Annotated in this window: 19 protein-coding genes and 1 tRNA gene; 18 read left to right on the forward strand and 2 right to left on the reverse strand. The window is 70.8% G+C overall.

Translation table 11 applies throughout. The features are described from left to right. Positions 1–17 precede the first annotated feature (17 nt). From AB0G28_RS07335 to AB0G28_RS07350, 4 genes are all read left to right on the forward strand, one after another. Positions 18–623 carry a hypothetical protein gene (locus AB0G28_RS07335; protein ID WP_361084168.1) on the forward strand — a complete coding sequence of 202 codons (606 nt, stop codon included), beginning with the start codon at positions 18–20 and terminating at the stop codon, positions 621–623. Between the two features lie 180 nt (positions 624–803). Next, positions 804–1,388, forward strand: coding sequence for a DUF2716 domain-containing protein (locus AB0G28_RS07340; RefSeq protein WP_361084055.1), 585 nt, complete (start codon positions 804–806; stop codon positions 1,386–1,388). A gap of 33 nt (positions 1,389–1,421) precedes the next feature. After that, positions 1,422–1,823 carry an immunity 7 family protein gene (locus AB0G28_RS07345; protein ID WP_361084058.1) on the forward strand — a complete coding sequence of 134 codons (402 nt, stop codon included), beginning with the start codon at positions 1,422–1,424 and terminating at the stop codon, positions 1,821–1,823. Between the two features lie 79 nt (positions 1,824–1,902). Continuing rightward, a complete protein-coding gene (locus AB0G28_RS07350; protein ID WP_361084061.1) occupies positions 1,903–2,196 on the forward strand; it encodes a YiaA/YiaB family inner membrane protein in 294 nt (97 codons plus the stop codon). Between the two features lie 100 nt (positions 2,197–2,296). Here the strand turns inward: AB0G28_RS07350 and AB0G28_RS07355 are convergent. Continuing rightward, positions 2,297–2,369: transfer RNA gene (locus tag AB0G28_RS07355), tRNA-Gly, on the reverse strand. Between the two features lie 188 nt (positions 2,370–2,557). On the opposite strand from AB0G28_RS07355, the gene AB0G28_RS07360 reads away from it, so the two are divergent. The 12 genes from AB0G28_RS07360 to AB0G28_RS07415 all read left to right on the forward strand — a co-directional run bounded on the left by AB0G28_RS07360 (position 2,558) and on the right by AB0G28_RS07415 (position 14,996). Continuing rightward, on the forward strand, positions 2,558–4,159 hold the full coding sequence (locus AB0G28_RS07360; protein WP_361084064.1) for a sigma-70 family RNA polymerase sigma factor: 1,602 nt from the start codon (positions 2,558–2,560) through the stop codon (positions 4,157–4,159). A gap of 103 nt (positions 4,160–4,262) precedes the next feature. Continuing rightward, positions 4,263–4,703: a DUF983 domain-containing protein gene (locus tag AB0G28_RS07365; protein WP_206784122.1), complete on the forward strand. Its 441-nt coding sequence runs from the start codon at positions 4,263–4,265 to the stop codon at positions 4,701–4,703. Positions 4,704–4,715: 12 nt separating this feature from the next. Further along, the gene (locus AB0G28_RS07370; RefSeq protein WP_361084067.1) at positions 4,716–5,576 is read left to right on the forward strand and encodes a DNA-formamidopyrimidine glycosylase family protein; all 861 of its coding nucleotides are present in this window, start codon (positions 4,716–4,718) and stop codon (positions 5,574–5,576) included. Positions 5,577–5,825: 249 nt separating this feature from the next. Then, the gene (locus AB0G28_RS07375) at positions 5,826–7,142 is read left to right on the forward strand and encodes a histidine kinase (RefSeq protein ID WP_361084070.1); all 1,317 of its coding nucleotides are present in this window, start codon (positions 5,826–5,828) and stop codon (positions 7,140–7,142) included. 19 nt (positions 7,143–7,161) lie between these two features. Then, the gene (locus tag AB0G28_RS07380; protein ID WP_361084072.1) at positions 7,162–8,007 is read left to right on the forward strand and encodes a S49 family peptidase; all 846 of its coding nucleotides are present in this window, start codon (positions 7,162–7,164) and stop codon (positions 8,005–8,007) included. A gap of 44 nt (positions 8,008–8,051) precedes the next feature. Further along, positions 8,052–8,513, forward strand: a complete 462-nt coding sequence (locus AB0G28_RS07385; protein WP_361084075.1) for a hypothetical protein — start codon at positions 8,052–8,054, stop codon at positions 8,511–8,513. Between the two features lie 374 nt (positions 8,514–8,887). Then, complete coding sequence (locus AB0G28_RS07390; protein WP_361084077.1) at positions 8,888–10,267, forward strand: carbohydrate-binding protein; 1,380 nt, start codon at positions 8,888–8,890, stop codon at positions 10,265–10,267. An 88-nt stretch (positions 10,268–10,355) separates the two neighbouring features. Further along, a complete protein-coding gene (locus tag AB0G28_RS07395) occupies positions 10,356–11,189 on the forward strand; it encodes a LytTR family DNA-binding domain-containing protein (protein ID WP_325148268.1) in 834 nt (277 codons plus the stop codon). Between the two features lie 13 nt (positions 11,190–11,202). After that, on the forward strand, positions 11,203–11,742 hold the full coding sequence (locus tag AB0G28_RS07400) for a hypothetical protein (protein WP_361084081.1): 540 nt from the start codon (positions 11,203–11,205) through the stop codon (positions 11,740–11,742). A 31-nt stretch (positions 11,743–11,773) separates the two neighbouring features. Then, positions 11,774–13,564, forward strand: coding sequence for a cation acetate symporter (locus AB0G28_RS07405; protein ID WP_361084083.1), 1,791 nt, complete (start codon positions 11,774–11,776; stop codon positions 13,562–13,564). Positions 13,565–13,605: 41 nt separating this feature from the next. Next, positions 13,606–13,965 carry a rhodanese-like domain-containing protein gene (locus AB0G28_RS07410; protein WP_043791039.1) on the forward strand — a complete coding sequence of 120 codons (360 nt, stop codon included), beginning with the start codon at positions 13,606–13,608 and terminating at the stop codon, positions 13,963–13,965. Positions 13,966–13,967: 2 nt separating this feature from the next. Further along, on the forward strand, positions 13,968–14,996 hold the full coding sequence (locus tag AB0G28_RS07415; RefSeq protein WP_361084087.1) for a DUF4328 domain-containing protein: 1,029 nt from the start codon (positions 13,968–13,970) through the stop codon (positions 14,994–14,996). Here the strand turns inward: AB0G28_RS07415 and AB0G28_RS07420 are convergent. Beyond that, complete coding sequence (locus AB0G28_RS07420; protein ID WP_361084090.1) at positions 14,993–15,589, reverse strand: TetR/AcrR family transcriptional regulator; 597 nt, start codon at positions 15,587–15,589, stop codon at positions 14,993–14,995. The genes AB0G28_RS07415 and AB0G28_RS07420 overlap by 4 nt on opposite strands. 95 nt (positions 15,590–15,684) lie before the next feature. Between AB0G28_RS07420 and AB0G28_RS07425 the strand changes: the two genes are divergently transcribed. After that, on the forward strand, positions 15,685–17,031 hold the full coding sequence (locus AB0G28_RS07425; RefSeq protein ID WP_361084092.1) for a DHA2 family efflux MFS transporter permease subunit: 1,347 nt from the start codon (positions 15,685–15,687) through the stop codon (positions 17,029–17,031). Continuing rightward, positions 17,028–17,564: PIG-L family deacetylase (locus AB0G28_RS07430; protein ID WP_361084095.1), on the forward strand; the 537-nt coding region annotated here is incomplete at its 3' end. The genes AB0G28_RS07425 and AB0G28_RS07430, both read left to right, overlap by 4 nt.

Here is a 17,564-nt window from a genome sequence, read left to right on the forward strand (position 1 = left end):
TGGAGGAAGGCAGGGCCATGGCCTACATCACCCTGTCCACGTTCGTGGGCTACAGCGCCAGTTCCGGTCCGTCGCGGTCGTCGTTCGTCCGGCGGCAGCGCCGCCAGTACGAAGACCCGGCACGGGCGGCGTTCAACTACTACCGGCGGGCGGCCAACGCGGTGCGGTCCGGGCGCGCGGCGAACCAGGACGAGGTGGCGCTGCGCGCGCTCGTCAACGCCGCCGACGAGCGGACGAAGCCGCACTACGCGGCGATAGCGGAGGGCTGGCTGAAGTACCTCGGCCGGAAGTCGCCCCGGCTGGTCGAGGTCGGCCGCGGCCGCTGCCGGATCGGCGAGCTCGAGATCGGCGTCAGCCCGCAGATCGGCCTGCGCAAGAGCGACGGCCGCCGGTACGCGGTCTGGCTCTACTTCAAGGAGGAGCCGCTCGCGCGGGACTCCGCACAGCTGGCGCTGTGGGTGCTGGAGCAGGCGATGCCCGACCTCCTGCCCGGCGGGCAGGCGCTGGTGATCGACGTCCGCCGCGCGAAGGAGTACCAGCTGTCCGCCCGCGACCGCGAACGGCTGCGGCCCTGGGCCCGCAGCGAAGCCTCGGCGTTCCTCACCCTCTGGGACGCGGCCTGAGCCGCGGGAGGCGCCGGTGTCGCCGGCGCCTCCCGCGGATCCGCCTGGTGACAATTTGGCGGCATCCACCCGGACGAGTGACACAGTTCGCGGTGAACAAGCCGGGACTGGACAAACCGGAGGCCGAACACGAAGCTTTCGCGTGTTCTTCCGTGCCTGGCCAACCTCGAGGTCGTAACCGTGAATGCTGCCTGGGAAGCCGTCTCCCGCGTCGTCGACGAGCCCGCCTGGTACTGGGTGTACGACAAGCTGGCGTTCTGGCCGAGCACCTACGCCCACGCCTGGCCGGGTTTCCGCGAGCCGGCGCCGTCGCGGACGTGGGACCTTTCGCCGGGGGACACCGATCGCGGGTCGGCCGAGTTCCGCCTGGGGCCGTACGCGGTCGAGGAACACCAGATCGGGACGATCGCGCTGGCCGCGTTCCGCGAGGTCTGCGGCCCGGACGACTGGATGTGGGCGCTGCACTGGCAGCACCAGTCCTTCCGGATCCGGCCGCACCTGATGTCCGGGAGCGCCCGGTGGCCGGTGCCGGTGTTCCCGCGCGCGGACTACCACCTGTTCCTGGCGGCGGACTTCTCGTACGGCACGCTCGGGCACCCGTGGGAGCGGACGCTGTGCGTGTTCGGCGAGAAGCTGGTGCCGGCGTTCGAGCGGCTGGGCGAAGGGGTGCTGACCAACCTCCTACGCCGCGACGGCAAGCCGACCGAGACAACCGGGGGCTTCGCCACCCGGACCCCCAAAGCGCCGACCGAGCTGGCCCGCTGAGCCGCTGGTTGATCTCTTGCTACCGTTCTGCGGGTGTTCGAATATCACGGCTGGGTGACCATCCAGGCGACCGCGAGCGGCGACGACGACGCGGCGCTGCTGGAGCGTCTGGTCGACCGCGTGCACCGCGCGATCCGCGATGCCGGTGACTTCGACCTCGTCGACCTCCGCTGGAGCGCGGGCATGCCGATGCTCCACTTCGGCGGCTTCGACAAGCACGGTGGCCGGATCGGCCCCGAACTCCTCGAACTCTTCACCCGGGCGGGCGAACTTGCCCCGGGTTCCTACGGTCTCCTCTACACGTGGGACGACCAGGACACGGAGAACGACAACAACTTCCGGGTGTACCGCATGGCCCGCGGCCAGGTGACCGAGCGCGAAGATCCCCACCTGACGCCGGTGGCCCCCACGGTCGTGGACGTCTACGAGCTCTGAAGTCCTGTAGCCACATCGCAACCGCGGCTGAGTAGTACTGCTCAAGACACCCGTGCCGGTCGAACGAGACCGTGGTCACATGACCAAAACCGGAACCACATCCCCGACGACGACGGCCTTCTACATCCAGGCGGCGCTGTCCTTCGGCTTGGCCCTGGCCGCGGTGACCGGCGGCATCGCGTACCTGCCGGTGGACGGCTGGGTCCGCGGCTTCCTCGCCCTGGGCATGCTCTACCTGGTCACCTCGACGTTCACGCTCGCCAAGTGCGTCCGGGACAGACAGGAGGAGACCTCGGTCGTCTCCCGGGTCGACCAGGCGCGGCTCGACAAGCTCCTCGCCGAGCACGACCCCTTCAAGAGCCCGGCAGTGTGAGTCTGGCGGAGGCACCGTGGGGGTCCGGGGGCTCGGCCCCCGGGTGAAATGGCGAAGGGGCCGCGGTCTGGTGTAACCAGACACACGGCCCCTAGTCCCGAGCGGATGACGGGATTCGAACCCGCGACCCTCACCTTGGCAAGGTGATGCGCTACCAGCTGCGCTACATCCGCACTGCCTTGCTGATGGAGAACACTTTATACCCATGCGAACGCACACCGATCGGGGGGTCCCTTGTGTCCCTGACCCGGTGCTTCGGTGTCACAGCTGGCGTACAAGGGGTGACGACGGCTGTTTCCCTCCGTATGGTGTCTCCATTCGACCGAATGGGGAGACCTTCGGGGAGGAGGTGCCGGGCCGGATGACCGAGCTGGGCACGGTGCCGCCACCAGCGGCCTCGGAATCCGACGAGCAGGCACTGCTGCAACGGCTCCGTGACGGCGAGGACGCCGCGTTCGGGGAGCTGTTCGAGCTGCACGCCGCCGCCGTCCGCCGGCTCGCGCAGAGCCTGGCGGCCGATCGGTCCGAGGCCGAGGACATCACCGCGGAGACGTTCTTCCGCGTGTTGCAGGCCCTTCGCCGTGGCGCCGGCCCGAGAGACTACGTCCGCGCCTACCTGCTGACCGTCGCCCGCCGGGTTTCGTGGGAGTGGCACGGTGCCCGCCGGGACGTGCCGGTCTCCGACGACGAGCTCACCTTCCGCGCCGGGGCGGGTGCCGACACGCACGCCCGGACCGCGGAGCACTCGCTGATCACCACCGCGTTCACCAGCCTGCCGGAGCGCTGGCGGACGGTGCTGTGGCAGACCGAGGTCGAGGGCGAGCAGCCCGCGATGGTCGCTCCCCACTTCGGGTTGAGCGCGAACGCCACCGCGGCGCTGGCCCGGCGGGCCCGTCAGGGGCTGCGCGCGGCGTACCTGCAGGCACACCTTTCGGTGAACCGCGGGCCGGATTCGTGCCGTGCGGTCGTCGAGAAGCTGGGCGGGTTCACCGCGGGGAGCGTCACCGGCGCCGAGGCCGAGAGGATCAAGGCCCACCTGCTCGGCTGCCCGTCGTGCCGGGCGACCCAGGACGAGCTGCGTGACGTCTGCTCGTCGCTGCGCGCGCACGCCGGCGTGCTGGTGCTGCTGGTGCCGGCCGCCGCGTCGGTGGGTGGCGGCGGGGCGCTGGCCGGGCTGGGCGCGACGATCAAGGGTGTCCTGGTCGGTTCGAAGGTCAAGATCGGGCTCGCGCTGGCGTCGACCGCCGCCGTGGGCGCGGTCGGCGTGGCGGCCGGGCCGGTGCTGTTCGGGTCGTCGGCGGTGCAGGACGTCGGGCTGACCGGCGGCGCACCCGAGCTGGTCGTGGTGCCGCCGTCCGAGGCGCACCAAGAGCCGCCGCCGCAGCCGCAGCAGGACCCGCGGATCGGCGTCGGGGTGCTCAACGGCCGTGGCACCGGGGTCGCCGTTCCGGCTCGCGCGCACTCGGGTGCCCGCCAGGTCGCCGCGAACGAAGTGCCCAGCGTGGCCGGGGACGTGCCCACCGGGGACGCGGTGGGCGGTGCCGGCGCGGTGACCCCGCGCGAGGACCTCACGTCGTCGACGTTCACCCCGGTGCACCCGGCGACGTCGCCGCGGCTGGACACCTCGCGGCCCGACATGACGATGACCACCGAGTCCGCGGGGAAGACCGCGCCGGAGGACGCCGGCGCGCCCGATCTCTCGCCGACCGGCCGCCCCGGCGCGTCGTCGACGCCGGCGGAGGAACCGAAGCCCAAGGACGACGAGGACACGGCCACCACCGAAACGTCGACGACGGTGACGCCGACTTCGGGAAAGCCGTGCTCGCCCGCCGACGCCTCCGAAGCCGGCACCTCTGAAGCCGGCGCGCCCGAAGGCACCTCCGAAGACACCTCCGTGGTCACTGATTCGGGCGAACCGGCCGATTCGGCCACGACCACCGCGGCGGCTCCTGATCAGCGATGATCAGGTTCGCCGGGTGGGATGTCCGATTCCTCCCTCGCGCGGGTGAGCCCGCGCACGGTACCGTTGAGGTGCTCACCCTGCGGGCGGCCCGGGAGGCTACTGAATGAACCGGCTGGTGCGCGGCGAAGACGGCCGCGACTGGGTGGTCCGTGCCCAGATGGAATGGCGTGCGCCGGCGACGGCCGACGACTTCGAGCACGACGTCGCGGGCAGCTACGGCCCGGGCATCGCGATGATCGTGGTGACCGCGCTGCTGGCCGTGATCCTCGTCGTGTGGACCCCGGACCAGGTCAACATCCCGGCGTGGGTACTGCTGGCGCTGCTGCTCGTGGTGCTGTTCTTCCCGCTCCGGTGGATCCTGCGCCGCCCGTGGACGGTGGTCGCGGAGACCGAGGGCGACGTGACCGGCGACCGGCCGTCCGAGCGCTGGGTCGGCACGATCCGCGGCATGTTCACCGTGCAGGGCGAGGTCAAGAAGATCTCCAAGACCATCCAGCGGCACTCGCTGCCGGACTTCGACGGGCCGCTGCACCCGGTCGAGTAGGACACTGGTGCCATGCCCGAGCTGCCCGAGGTCGAAGCACTGGCCCACCACCTGCGGGAGAACGCCGTCGGCCGGACGATCTTCCGGATCGACGTCGCTTCGCTGAGCGTCCTTAAGACGGCGATGCCGCCGTGGACGGAGCTGCACGGCCGGGAGATCACCGGCGCGACCCGGCACGGCAAGCACCTCGACGTCGTCGCCGGTGACCTGCACCTGGTCGTCCACCTGGCCCGCGCGGGCTGGCTGCGCTGGTCCGACGGCCTGGCCGCGGCGCCCTTGAAGCCGGGGAAGGGCCCGATCTCACTGCGGGTGCACCTCGAGTCCGCCACCGGGCCGGGCTTCGACCTCACCGAGGCGGGCACGAAGAAGGGCCTGGCGGTCTGGATCGTCAAGGACCCGCAGGAGATCGCGAGCGTGGCGCGGCTGGGCCCGGACGCCCTCGCGCTGGACGCCGCCCGGCTGCGCGAGCTGTTCGCCGGGAAGAACACGCGGCTGAAGTGGGCGCTCACCGACCAGTCGCTGATCGCCGGGATCGGCAACGCCTACTCCGACGAGATCATGCACCGCGCGAAGCTGTCGCCGTACGCCACGATCGGCAAGCTCGACGACGGCGCGCTCGAGACCCTCGCCGAAGCGATCGTCGAGATCGAGACCGACGCCGTCGAGCGCTCGGTCGGGCAGAAGGCCGCCCGGCTGAAGGGCGAGAAGCGGTCGGGCCTGCGGGTGCACGCGCGGACGGGGCTGCCGTGCCCGGTCTGCGGCGACACGATCCGCGAGATCTCCTTCGCCGACAAATCGTTCCAGTACTGCCCGACGTGCCAGACCGGTGGCAAGCCGCTCGCCGACCGCCGGATGTCGCGCCTGCTCAAGTAGCGCAGATTCGCCCGATCGGCGGCAAGTGCTGTGCCGTCCGACGACGACGCCGTGCTCGCCTTCGGCGAAATCGCGGTTTTCCTGCTGCTTTCCCCGGAAGGGGTGGAACAGGGCCGACCTCCCGCGCGTTGCGGACAGTGACCGTGAAGGGGCGAATCAGACTCTGGGTAGGGTCCTCTCAACCCTCGGTCATCACAGTTGGACAGAAAGTGGGATCAGGCCTTGCACCCGGTTGGTCGAGCGCAGAGCATGGACGCCGTGTCCGGGTTTCCGCTCGCGCAGGTCATCCCCTGGGGGGTCGTGGTCCTGCTCGTCATCGTGGTGATCGTGCTGCTCGTGAAGCAGCGCAGGCCGGCCAGCGTGGTCGAGGACGCCATGCTGCAGGCCGTCCACCGGATGTCGAAAGCGGCGCCGAACCTCCGCGCCGGCCTGGACGAGGACGCCGCCGACAAGATCACCACGCAGCTGCTGCAGATGCTCGACTGCGTCGCCGTGGGCATCACCGACAGCGAGGGCACGCTGCTGTCCTGGGACGGCGAAGCGAACGAGCACTACGTCGACCTCGTCGACGCGATCGGCAACGCGATCCGCAAGCACCGGCGGGAGGTCGTCGCGCACGACCGGATGCCGTGCAACCACCGCGGCACCTGCCGGATGAAGACGGCGGTCATCGTGCCGCTGCTGGTGGAGGGCGAGACCGAGGCCGCGCTGATCGTCGTCGGCCGGACCCGCGGGCGGCTGGTGCAGATGGCCGACGCCGTCGCCCAGTTCGTTTGCACCCAGTTCGAGCTGTCCCGGCTCGACGAGTCGAAGCAGCAGCTCCAGCAGGCCGAGATCAAGGCGCTGCGCGCGCAGATCTCGCCGCACTTCGTCTACAACGCGCTCAACACGATCTCCGCGCTGATCCGCACCGACCCCGAAGAGGCCCGAGAGCTGCTTCAGGACTTCGCGGACTTCACGCGGTACTCGTTCCGGACGTCGGGCATGTTCACCTCGCTCGCCGAGGAGCTGCGCAACATCGACCGCTACCTGACGATCGAGAACGCCCGCTTCGGCGGCCGGCTCGAGGTGCGGATGAAGATCGCGCCCGAGGTGCTCAGCGTCGTCGTGCCGTTCCTGATCATCCAGCCGCTGGTGGAGAACGCGGTCAAGCACGGGCTGGCCAGCAAGCCGAGCGGCGGCTGCGTCACGGTGATCGCCCAGGACTACGGCACCGAGGCGCTGATCAGCGTCGAGGACGACGGCATCGGCATGGACCCGCGGCGGCTCAACGAGCTCAAGAGCGCCCACCGCACCGGCGCGCACGTCGGGCTCGGCAACATCAACCAGCGCATGCAGCAGGTGTTCGGCAGCGACTACGCGGTGATGGTCGAGACCGCACCCGGCGCGGGCATGAAGGTGACGCTGCGGGTGCCGAAGTTCGTCCCGGGCGTCCGGCCGAACATGCCGGACTACAGCTCCGAAGCGGACGCCGACGTCCCGGCCCAGGGCGGTCCCGCGCAGCTGAACGGCGCCGAGGTCAGCGGCGTCAACGGCACGCGCTCGGGCATCCTCCCCATGGGCTGAATCCGGCTAGCCTGGCGTCATGAGCGTTACGGACAAGCTGGCTTCGCGGATCCCGGTGCTCGCCGACCGCGTCGAGCGCAAGGACGTCGTGGCCGTGGTGCGGCTGCACGGCGTGATCACGCCTTCGCCGTCGCCGCTGGCCAGGGGAGCGATCAACCTGGCCGCGGTGGAATCGGCGCTGACCAGGGCGTTCGGTCACGACCGGCTGAAGGCCGTCGCCCTGCTGGTGAACTCGCCGGGCGGCGCGCCGACGCAGTCCGGGCTGGTCGCCGAGCGGATCCGGCAGCTGGCCGACGAGAAGAACGTGCCGGTGCTGGCGTTCTGCGAAGACGTCGCCGCGTCGGGCGGGTACTGGCTGGCCTGCGCGGCCGACGAGATCTACGCGCACCGGACGTCGATGGTCGGCTCGATCGGCGTGATCAGCGGCGGGTTCGGGTTCCCCGGGCTGCTCGAGCGCTTCGGCATCGAGCGGCGGCTGCACACGGCGGGCGCGAACAAGTCGCGGCTCGACCCGTTCTCGCCGGAGAAGCCCGAAGACGTCGAGTGGCTCAAGAAGATGCACACCCAGCTCCACGAGCTGTTCGTGAACTGGGTGAAGGAGCGCCGCGGCGACCGGCTGGCCGACTCGGAAGACCTGTTCACCGGGGACGTCTGGCTCGGCGCGAAGGCGGTCGAGCTGGGCCTGGTCGACGGCCTCGGCAGCCTCCGGCAGATCGTCACCGAGCGGTTCCCGGACGCCGAGATCTCGGTGGCCGAGCCGAAGAAGCCCCTGCTGGCCCGCCTCGGTCTCGGCGCGCCGGCCGCGGCGTCGGCGGTGCTGGACGCGGTGTCGCAGAAGGTGGCGTGGTCGCGCTACGGCCTTTGACCAGGCAACTTGCCAATAATTCTGAAAAAGTTCAGAATTGTTGCATGGCCACCACCGAGGTGCAATGGAGCGAGTTGCAGCGCGATCCCAGAAGCGTCGCTGCCCTCGCCGACGAGGGCGACGTCAGGGTTCGTCGCCGCGACGGTGCTGCCCTGTTGCTGACGCGGGAAGACCGGGCGAGCTCGGCCTCCGAAGGGTCCGTCGCGGCGGCGCGAGCGCTGCGCAACGTACTGGCCCATCTGCCGCACGACGTGGCGGCCAGGGCCCTCCTCGACGAATTCCCGTGGGTGGACGTTCTTCCGGAGGTCGAGCAAGCTCAGTTCGTCCGGGATTTTGCGCGCGCTTTCCAGGCATCCGCGGAGCTGGGGCAATGGTCGGTCCTGGCTCAGACGATCACCGAATGGCGTAGCACTGCCGCTATTCACGCTGATCCGGCACTCAGCGGCAAGCTCACCGGTCCGATCGACGACGACTTCGGTCTGGTGCCGGGTCCCGCGGAGGCCTGATCGATGCCGGCTAAACGCGGCGACCGTGTCGCACCTCCGGCGCGTCAGCACAAGCTGAAAGGTGCCTTCGCCGCTCGGGAGGTCGGCGGCAGGGTGCTCGACCAGTGGCAGTACGAAGTCACGGCCGGTGGTCGGATCTGGTACTGCCCAGACTCCGACAAGCGGATCGTCTGGGTGGTCCTGGCGAGTACCGGGCACCCGAAGGGGACCGAGTGGCCGTAGTGTCCGATTCGAGCACTTCCGGGCAGACTTTGTTACCTGCATCACCCAAGCCGCGTAACGCCTCTGGAATCGCCGTGGGGACGTCGGGTCTCCTTGTCGACGGGCTTTGTTGTGAACGGCAACAAATCCGGTCGACAAGGAGGTCGTCCCCGATGCCCCACTCCCGCAGGCTCGCCCTCGGTGCCGTGCTCGGCGCCGCGCTCATCGCCATTCCGCTGACCCTGCCCGCCGCGGCGTCCATCCCGCCGCCCGAAGCGGGCTGGACGACGGTGTTCGCCGACGACTTCACCGGCGGCTCCGGCTCGCTTCCGTCCGGTGCGAACTGGATCATCGACACCGGTCACAGCTACCCGGGTGGTCCCGCCAACTGGGGCACCGGCGAGATCCAGAACTACACGTCGAGCCCGAGCAACGTCTCGCAAGACGGCGCAGGCAACCTCCGCATCACGCCGTTGCGCGACGGCGCGGGCAACTGGACGTCGGCGCGGATCGAGACCCAGCGCGCCGACTTCAAGCCGCCGGCGGGCGGCGTCCTGCGGATCGAAAGCCGGATCCAGATGCCGGACGTCACCGGTGCTGCCGCGCTCGGCTACTGGCCCGCGTTCTGGGCCCTCGGCGGCCCGTACCGCGGCAACTACTGGAACTGGCCCGCCATCGGCGAGTTCGACATCATGGAGAACGTCAACGGGATCAACTCCGTCTGGGGCGTCCTGCACTGCGGCGTCAACCCGGGCGGCCCGTGCAACGAGACCACCGGCCTGCCGAACAACCGGGCCTGTCCGGGCAGCAGCTGCCAGTCGGCCTTCCACACCTACCGCTTCGAATGGGACGCGAGCAGCAGCCCGCAGGTCCTCCGCTGGTTCGTCGACGGGCAGCAGTTCCACTCGGTGAGCCAGAACCAGCTGGACGCGACGACGTGGGCGAACATGACCAGCCACGCCGGCTACTTCGTGCTGCTCAACGTCGCGATCGGTGGCGCGTTCCCGAACAACAACTCCGGCACGACCACGCCGGGACCGGGGATCGTGCCGGGCCACCCGATGGTCGTCGACTACGTCACGGTGTCCACCCGAGGCGGCACCACACCACCGCCGACCACGACCACGCCGCCGCCCGGTGGCGGCAGTGCCTACAGCACCATCCAGGCCGAGTCGTTCAGCCAGCAGTCCGGCGTGATCACCGAGACCACCACGGACACCGGCGGCGGGCAGAACATCGGCGCGGTGGCCAATGGCGACTGGGCGCTCTACCCGAACGTCGACTTCGGCGGTTCCGCGGCCACGAACTTCCAGGCCCGGGTCGCGTCCGGGGCGGCGGCCGGCGTCAGCGGGCTCGTGGAGGTGCGGCTCGACAGCCGGTCCAACGCGCCCATCGGCAGCTTCGCCGTCGCCAACACGGGCGGCTGGCAGAGCTGGCGGACCGTCCCGGCGAACATCAGCGCGGTCACCGGTGTGCACAACGTGTACGTGACGTTCACCAGCGGCCAGCCGGCCGACTTCGTGAACCTCAACTGGTTCACGTTCGTGCACTGATTGCGGGGCCCGCGGCCGGCGGTGCCGCCCGCGGGTTCCCTCACTTAAGGCGGACGGGGGCTGGACATTGCACTCGGCAATGGGCAGGATGCGTTTCACTGTGAGTGCTCACGATGACACCCGGAAGCTCGTGGTCCTGGCTGTGGACGACGAGCCGAACGGTCTTGACGAACTCGTCCACTGCCTGCGCAACAGTCCGCACGTGGCGAAGGTGTTCCCGGCGATCGACGCCTCCGAGGCGCTGCGGTTGCTGTCCACCGACGACCCGAGGCTGCGTGAGCGCAAGGACCGTGGCCTGCCGATCGTCGACGCCGTCTTCGCCGACATCGACATGCCCGGCCTCTCCGGGATGGAGATGTCCCGGGTGTTCGCCGCGCTGCGCCCGTCGCCGTGCCTGGTGTTCGTGACCGGGCACGCGGAGGAGGCGGTCAACGCCTTCGACCTCGGCGCGCTCGACTACGTGCTCAAGCCGTACCAGCAGGACCGCCTCGACCGTGCGATCTCCCGCGTGCTCGACAAGCTGGCCGCGGCCGCGGCGCCGCCGCCCGGCGCGCTGGGCGGCGAGCCGGTGAAGAACGACGACGAGGTCATTCCCGTCGAGCTCGCCGGCACCACCAAGCTCATCCCGCGCTCGTCGGTCCGCTGGGTCGAGGCGCAGGGCGACTACGCGCGGCTGTTCACCACCGAAGGCAGCCACCTGGTCCGCATCCCGCTGGCCCAGCTGGAGGAACGCTGGGAGAAGGCCGGGTTCGTCCGGATCCACCGGTCGTTCCTGGTCGCGCTGCCGCTGATCACCGAGCTGCGCATGGGCCAGGGCGGCTACCAGGTCGTCATCGGCAACGAGGAGAAGGTGCTGCCGGTGAGCAGGCGGCACACCCGCGCGCTGAAGGACCGGCTGGTCGGTTCGGGCCGGAACGGCTGAGCCGGGACCGGCCATGACCGACGACTTCTACGAGCGCCGCGCGAACGGTGTCCGCGAGCCCGATCCGACGCTCGGGAGGCGGGGCCGCCAGCGACCGCTGCCGCAGCCGCAGTCACAGTCGGTGGATCGGGCCGTCGTCGAGTCCCTGCCGCCGGCGCCCGACAACGAGCCGCCGAAGCCGGAACACCACGCGAAACCCAAGCGGGAACGCGTGATCCTCAACGATCCGCGCCGCGGTGCCGGCACCCTGCGCGCCCGCGTCGAGCTGGAAGAGCAGACCAGCTGGGGGAAGCTGCTCGTCCAGGACCACCTGGTTAAGGTGCAGCTGCGGACGGCGTTGCTGCTCGCGCTGCTCGTCATCGCGGTGTTCGGCTCGCTGCCGGTGCTGTTCTACACGGTGCCCGGATTCTCCGCGTTGAGCCTGCTGGGCATCCCGGTGGCCTGGCTGATCCTCGGCGTGCTGCCGTTCCCGTTCCTGTTCGGCGTCGGAATCTGGTACAACCGGCTGGCCGAACGCAACGAACGCGCGTTCGTGGACATGATCGAAAACTAGTTTCGCACTGAGCCGTGCGAGGATTCCTCCCGTGCAGTTGAACCCGTGGGCCTTGACCGGCATCGTGCTGGTCGCCGTGGTGACGCCCTACCTCGGTCTTCGCTCCTCGCGTTCGGCGACGACGACGCACGACTTCCTGGTCGCCCGCCGCACGGTGCGGTCCCGCCGCAACGCGGCCGCGATCTCCGGCGAGTACCTGTCGGCGGCGTCGTTCCTCGGTGTCGCCGGCATCATCCTCAAGGACGGCGCCGACGCGCTGTGGTTCCCGATCGGCTTCACCGCGGGCTACCTCGCGCTGATGCTCTTCGTGGCGGCGCCGCTGCGCCGGTCCGGCGCTTACACGCTGCCCGACTTCGTCGAGATGCGGCTCGGCTCGAAGGGCCTGCGCCGGTTCTCCACGGCGTTCGTCGTGTTCATCGGGATCCTGTACATGGCCCCGCAGCTGCAGGGCGCCGGCCTGACCCTCGCGACGATCCTGCCCGTGCCGGCGTGGGCGGGCGCGGTCGCGGTGATGATCGTGGTCACCTTCAACGTGATCTCCGGGGGCATGCGCGCGATCACCGTGGTCCAGGCCTTCCAGTACTGGATCAAGCTGTTCGCGATCTCGGTGCCCGCGTTCGTGCTGTGCATGGTCTTCTTCACCGGCGGCGGGCCGGACGGCTTCCGGCCGCTCGGCGCGCCCGCCCCGCCGGTGTTCGTCAGCGACACCACGGTCGACGTGCAAACGGACGTCACGCTGCACGTCACTTCAGACACCTACCTGTACGCCTACGGCCGCACCGACAACGGCCCGGCGGCCGGGCCGACGCACTGGACCCCGCTGGCGCCCCACACCGTTTCCGAAGGCACCCAGCTGAGGGTCATGGCGGGCACACCGGTGCCGGTGGTCACGGACGCGAGCGCGGACAACGCCAACTGGCTGCACCCCGGCTCGGGCAGCGTCACCGACCTGCTCCAGACGTACTCGCTGATGTTCGCGACGTTCCTCGGCACGATGGGCCTGCCGCACGTGCTGGTCCGCTTCTACACCAACCCCGACGGCAAGGCCGCCCGCCGGACCACCGTGCACGTCCTGCTGCTGCTGGGGCTGTTCTACCTGTTCCCGACGCTGCTGGGCGCGCTGTCCCGGATGTACGTCCCGGAGCTGCTGGTCACCGGCAAGACGGACGCGGCGATCCTGCGGCTCCCGTCGGCGATCCTGCCGGGGGTCGGCGGGCAGATCCTCGGCGCGGTCACCGCGGCCGGCGCGTTCTCCGCGTTCCTCTCCAGCACCTCCGGGCTGCTGGTGAGCGTCGCCGGGGTCGTGTCGACCGACCTCCTGCCCGGCCGGGTGCGGGACTTCCGGGTCGCGGCCGCGCTGGTCGCGCTGTTCCCGATCGCGCTGGCGGTCGCGTTGCGGCCGGAGGACATCTCGCTGTCGATCGGGCTGACGTTCGCGCTCGCCGCGTCGACGTTCAGCCCGCTGCTGGTGCTGGGCATCTGGTGGCGCAAGCTGTCCTGGCCCGGCGCGCTGGCCGGGATGTTCGTCGGCGGCGGCCTGGTGCTGGCCGCGCTCGTGCTCGACGTCGTCAGCGGCTACACCGGCGACTGGGCACCCTGGTTCGTCAACCAGCCCGCGCTGATCACCGTCCCGGCCGCCTTCGTGACGACGTACCTCGTCAGCCGCGTGACCGGGTACGGCCGCCCGGAGCACGTCCACGACATCATGCTGCGGCTGCACGCGCCCGACCCGCTGGGCTTCATGCGGGACAGGGCCGTCGCGCGGTTCGGCCAGGCCGAGGAAAAGACGCGGGTCGCCGGGCGCGGCCGCCACCGCAAGTGATGCGCTGACCTCACGCGCGGGCAACGCCTCCGCATGGCAGCATGGAGATCGTGGTGAGCCCTGCTGAACTGCCGACCGCCGAGGTCCGCGACCTGCCCAAGGACGGCCTCGTGCTGCTCGACGTCCGCGAAGACGACGAATGGGCCGCCGGGCACGCCCCCGGCGCGGTGCACATCCCGATGGGAGAGCTCCCGGCCCGCGTCGGCGAGCTGGCGGATCTGCCCGACGACCAGCCGATCCACGTGATCTGCCGCAGCGGCGGCCGGTCCGCGCGGGCGGCCGCGTGGCTCAACCAGAGCGGCTGGGACGCGGTGAACGTCGCCGGCGGCATGGGCGCGTGGCAGCGCGAAGGCCGTCCGATGGTCGGCGAGCACCCCGGCATCGAACCCGAAGTGATCTAGCCTTGCACCCGGGTCAGTCTCCGTCGCACCCGCCTGGGTACTGGCCGCGCCAGACGCCGCCCCCGACTGCGCAGCAGCTGCAGGGCCGGATGCTGGCCGCCCAGCCGGAGCCGTACCCCTACCACCGCCGTCCGGTCCACCGGCCCAAGCTGCGCTGGGTGGCGACCCCGCCGCCCGGTGCGTGGCCGCGGCGCCCGGTGGTGGTGCCCGAGCGCTATTCCGGGCCGCCGTCGTACCCGGTGCCGCCCCGCTGGGGCTTTCCCAGCCTGGTCTGGCGCCGCCCGACGTCGGTGCCCGGCACGGCGTCCGACGAGATCCGCCCGATCGACCGGGTGCCGGTGCTCAGCCGCAGCCTGGTCGTCGTCCTCTTCGCGTTCGCCGTGCTCGCCGTCGCCGCCGCGAGCGCGGAGATCTGGCGGTACGTGCTGCTCGTCCAGGGCCGCGACTCCGCGCTGTCCCGCTCGGTGGTGGCGTTCTCCGACGGGTTCGTGCTGACCGCGGGACTGCTGGCCTCGATCCTCGCGCTGCTGCCCGCCGGCCTGTCGCTCTGGTGGCTGCTGGTCGCCCGCCAGGCGGCGGCGGACGTCTCCGGCGAAGACCCGCCCAGGCCGGTGTGGCAGGTGCTGGTCGGCGTCCTCGTGCCGGTGGCGAACCTGCCGCTGGCGCTTTCCGTCGTCGGCGAGCTGGAACACGCGGTGCTGCGCCGCCCGCGTGACGTCCGGCCGAAGCCGTCGCGCGAGGTGCTGGTGTGGTGGGGTGCCTGGCTGCTGAACTGGCTCCTGCTCGGCGCGTCGATCGTCTGGCGCTTCCGCGACGACGTGCAGTCGATGGCCGACAGCGTCCTGCTGGTCGCCCTCACCGACCTCGCCGCGGCCGCGCTCGCCGTGCTGACGGCGTTGGTGGTCCGGCGGTTCTCCGCGCTGCTGGCGCCGTCGGACGCCCTGGCCGTGCGCGAGATGCGCGTCGTGAAGGTCGAGGGCGCACCCGAGCCGGAACCGCGCTCCGGCCGCCCGGCCGGCGCGGCGCGCTAGTACCCGCCGAAGGCCGGTTCGAGCTGGTCGAAGGCCTGTTCCGCGACGGGCCACACCGCGTCCACGATCGCTTCCTTCGGCTGGTCGGCGATCGTCCGGGCGAAGACGTCGTCGAAGAGCACCCGCAGCAGCGTCGTGAGGTGCGCGGCGGCGAGCACGGGCCGTAATCCTTCGCCGGGGTGGCGCCCGGTCAGCAGGCTCGAGAGGTTCGCTTCGCGCTCGCGGTGCAGTTCGTGCAGCGCGTTCGTCAGGACCGGGCTCTGCTCGATCATCCGCGCGAAGCCCTTCCCCGAGAAGCCGACCAGCGCGTGCTGGGCGTCCAGTGCTTCGAAGTAGAGCTCGCGGGTGTCGTGGAAGACGCTGTCGTGGATCAGCGACGACGGCCACGCCGTGAAGTCCGCGCGGATGTCGAAGACCAGGTCCTCCTTGCGCGGGAAGTGGTTCGTCACGGTCATCTTGGCCACCCGCGCCTCGGCGGCGATCTCGGCGATCGTCACGTCCTCGAAGCCGTCGCGGATGAACAGCCGCGTGGCGACGTCGGAGATGGTCTTCCTGGTCTCGTGCTTCTTCTGGGCCCGGAGTCCCTCGCTCATGGTCGTCACTCTACTGGGTCGAACCCAAGTTTGTGCTTGACCCAGTGACTGGGTCGGACCTAATCTGAGGTTCGACCTAATGACTTGGGGGTGGCATGACGACGGCGATTCGTCCGGATGCGGCGCTGTGGCGGCTCGGCGGTGTGCTGATCATGGGAGCGGTGCTGTCGATCCTCGACGCGACGATCGTGACCGTCGGGATCGACTCGATCGCCCGTGACCTGGGCAGCCCGCTGACCACGGTGCAGTGGGTGGCGAGCGCGTACCTGCTCGCGGCTTCGGCGGCGATCCCGCTGTCGGGCTGGCTGACCGACCGGTTCGGCGGCCGCGCGGTGTGGCTGGCCGCGGTGGGGCTCTTCACCTTGGGCACGCTGCTGTGCGGCTTCGCGTGGTCGGCACCGGCCCTCATCGCGTTCCGCGTGCTGCACGGCCTGGGCGGCGGGCTGATGCAGCCCGTCGGGCAGGCGGTGTTCGCACAGGCGGCGGGCCCGGCGCTGGGCCGCATGATCGGCGTGATCACCCTGCCGGCCACGGTGGCCCCGGTGCTGGGCCCGATGCTCGGCGGCGCGCTGGTGGCCGACCTCGGGTGGCGCTGGATGTTCTTCGGGATCGTCCCGCTGGGCGTGGCGACGTTCGTGTTCGCCCGCCGCCTGCTCCCGGCGCCTCCCGCGAGCGGCGTCCGTTCGCCGCTCGACACGCGGGGGATCGCTCTGCTCTCGCCTGGGTTGGCGGCCTTCGTCTACGGCCTGGCCGAGGGCGCGGTCGTCGCCGTGATCGCCGGGGCCGCGCTGCTGCTGTCCTACGGCGTCCACGCGGCTCGAACGCCGTCGCCGGTGCTCGACCTGAAGCTGTTCCGGAACCGGGGGTTCGCGGTCGCGAGCGCGAGCACGTTCCTGCTCGGGGCGTCGCTGTACAGCTCGATGCTGCTGCTTCCGCTGTACTACCAGCAGGTCGAGCACGCGAGCGCGTTGCGGGCCGGGCTGCTGCTGGCGCCCCAGGCGCTCGGCTCGGCCGCGGTCATGCTGGCCGGTGGCCGGCTCCTGGACCGGTTCGGTCCCCGCCGGCTGATGCTCGCCGGGATCGGCTTGTCCCTGCTGGGCACGGTGGCCTTCACCCAGCTCGGCTCGGAGCCCGGCGGCATCCTGCTGACGCTGTCCCTGCTGATCCGCGGCGCAGGCCTGGGCGCGGCGACGACTCCCGGCATGACGACGTTGTACGGCTCGCTGGAGCGGTCCCGGATTCCCCGGGCGGCGAGCGCGTTCAACGTGGTCAACCGCATCGGCGGCTCGCTCGGCACCGCCCTGCTGGCCGCGATCCTCCACAGCGCACTGGTCGCGGCGCCACCGGCGTCGGCCTTCGGCACCACCTTCACCTGGGCACTGGCGTTGTCCGCCCTGACCCTGATCCCCGCGGCTTTCTTCCCCCAGAGGAGCACCCGATGACCCTTCGCCTCCTGAGCGTCCACGCCCACCCTGACGACGAGTCCAGCAAGGGCGCGGCCACGCTGGCGCGCTACGCCGCCGAAGGCGTCGATGTCCTGGTCGCCACCTGCACGGGCGGCGAACGCGGTGACATCCTCAACCCGGCCGTCGACACCGCCGAAACCCGCGCCGACCTGCCGGCGATCCGCCGCCGCGAGATGGCGGCCGCGGCGGGGATCCTCGGCGTGCGCCAGCGTTTCCTCGGTCTGGTCGACTCCGGCATGCGCGAGCCACTGCCCGATGGGTGCTTCGCGGCCCTTCCGCTGGAAGAAGCCGCCGCTCCGCTGGTGGCCCTCATCCGGGAGTTCCGCCCACACGTCGTGATCACCTACGACGAAACCGGCGGCTACCCGCACCCGGACCACATCCGCACCCACGAGGTGACGGTCGAGGCGTTGTCGGCGGCCGCCGGGAACGCCCGCGACCCGGGCACCCGGCCACCCTGGCAACCACAAAAGCTCGACTACCAAGCGGGGCAGAGCCGGGCCGGGGTG

This window comes from Amycolatopsis sp. NPDC021455, from assembly GCF_040640995.1.
Lineage (GTDB): Bacteria > Actinomycetota > Actinomycetes > Mycobacteriales > Pseudonocardiaceae > Amycolatopsis.

Coding starts and splice junctions, on each gene's coding strand:
- AB0G28_RS07425 (WP_361084092.1), top strand. CDS start 15,685: ATGACGACGGCGATTCGTCCGGATGCGGCGCTGTGGCGGCTCGGCGGT.
- AB0G28_RS07370 (WP_361084067.1), top strand. CDS start 4,716: ATGCCCGAGCTGCCCGAGGTCGAAGCACTGGCCCACCACCTGCGGGAG.
- AB0G28_RS07395 (WP_325148268.1), top strand. CDS start 10,356: ATGCGTTTCACTGTGAGTGCTCACGATGACACCCGGAAGCTCGTGGTC.
- AB0G28_RS07375 (WP_361084070.1), top strand. CDS start 5,826: ATGGACGCCGTGTCCGGGTTTCCGCTCGCGCAGGTCATCCCCTGGGGG.
- AB0G28_RS07420 (WP_361084090.1), bottom strand. CDS start 15,589: ATGAGCGAGGGACTCCGGGCCCAGAAGAAGCACGAGACCAGGAAGACC.
- AB0G28_RS07400 (WP_361084081.1), top strand. CDS start 11,203: ATGACCGACGACTTCTACGAGCGCCGCGCGAACGGTGTCCGCGAGCCC.
- AB0G28_RS07335 (WP_361084168.1), top strand. CDS start 18: ATGGCCTACATCACCCTGTCCACGTTCGTGGGCTACAGCGCCAGTTCC.
- AB0G28_RS07390 (WP_361084077.1), top strand. CDS start 8,888: ATGCCCCACTCCCGCAGGCTCGCCCTCGGTGCCGTGCTCGGCGCCGCG.
- AB0G28_RS07410 (WP_043791039.1), top strand. CDS start 13,606: ATGGAGATCGTGGTGAGCCCTGCTGAACTGCCGACCGCCGAGGTCCGC.
- AB0G28_RS07380 (WP_361084072.1), top strand. CDS start 7,162: ATGAGCGTTACGGACAAGCTGGCTTCGCGGATCCCGGTGCTCGCCGAC.
- AB0G28_RS07365 (WP_206784122.1), top strand. CDS start 4,263: ATGAACCGGCTGGTGCGCGGCGAAGACGGCCGCGACTGGGTGGTCCGT.
- AB0G28_RS07360 (WP_361084064.1), top strand. CDS start 2,558: ATGACCGAGCTGGGCACGGTGCCGCCACCAGCGGCCTCGGAATCCGAC.
- AB0G28_RS07385 (WP_361084075.1), top strand. CDS start 8,052: ATGGCCACCACCGAGGTGCAATGGAGCGAGTTGCAGCGCGATCCCAGA.
- AB0G28_RS07350 (WP_361084061.1), top strand. CDS start 1,903: ATGACCAAAACCGGAACCACATCCCCGACGACGACGGCCTTCTACATC.